Here is a 277-nt window from a genome sequence, read left to right as displayed (position 1 = left end):
CATCTCCTTCTGCATCGCCTGATACCGTTGCGCGCGTTGCGCGGCGGTCGGCTCGGCGAGGGCGGCGTCGGTCTCCTTCGTGAATTGCGGAATGTCCCAGCTGTTGCGCCAGGCGAGCATTTTATAGCTCGACTTGTCGGAGTTGTCGGGGTTCCATGCAAAACCCTGCGCGTTGCTGTGCGGATCGATGTAGTCGGCCGACCATTCGCCGATGTAGATGTCGTGATGGCGTGCGCGGTATTTCGCGAGCGTCTGCTTGTTGTCGCCGGGGATCAAC

General features: G+C 61.0%; 1 pseudogene. It reads right to left on the bottom strand.

Annotated elements, in window-relative coordinates:
* Positions 1–277: pseudogene (locus SB816_RS31230) on the bottom strand (ABC transporter substrate-binding protein); the annotation flags it as partial.

This window comes from Achromobacter sp. SIMBA_011, assembly GCF_046535435.1.
Classification (GTDB): Bacteria; Pseudomonadota; Gammaproteobacteria; order Burkholderiales; family Burkholderiaceae_B; genus Achromobacter; species Achromobacter dolens.
Note: the sequence above shows the minus strand (reverse complement) of the source record. Positions and strands in the feature narration are given on the sequence as shown.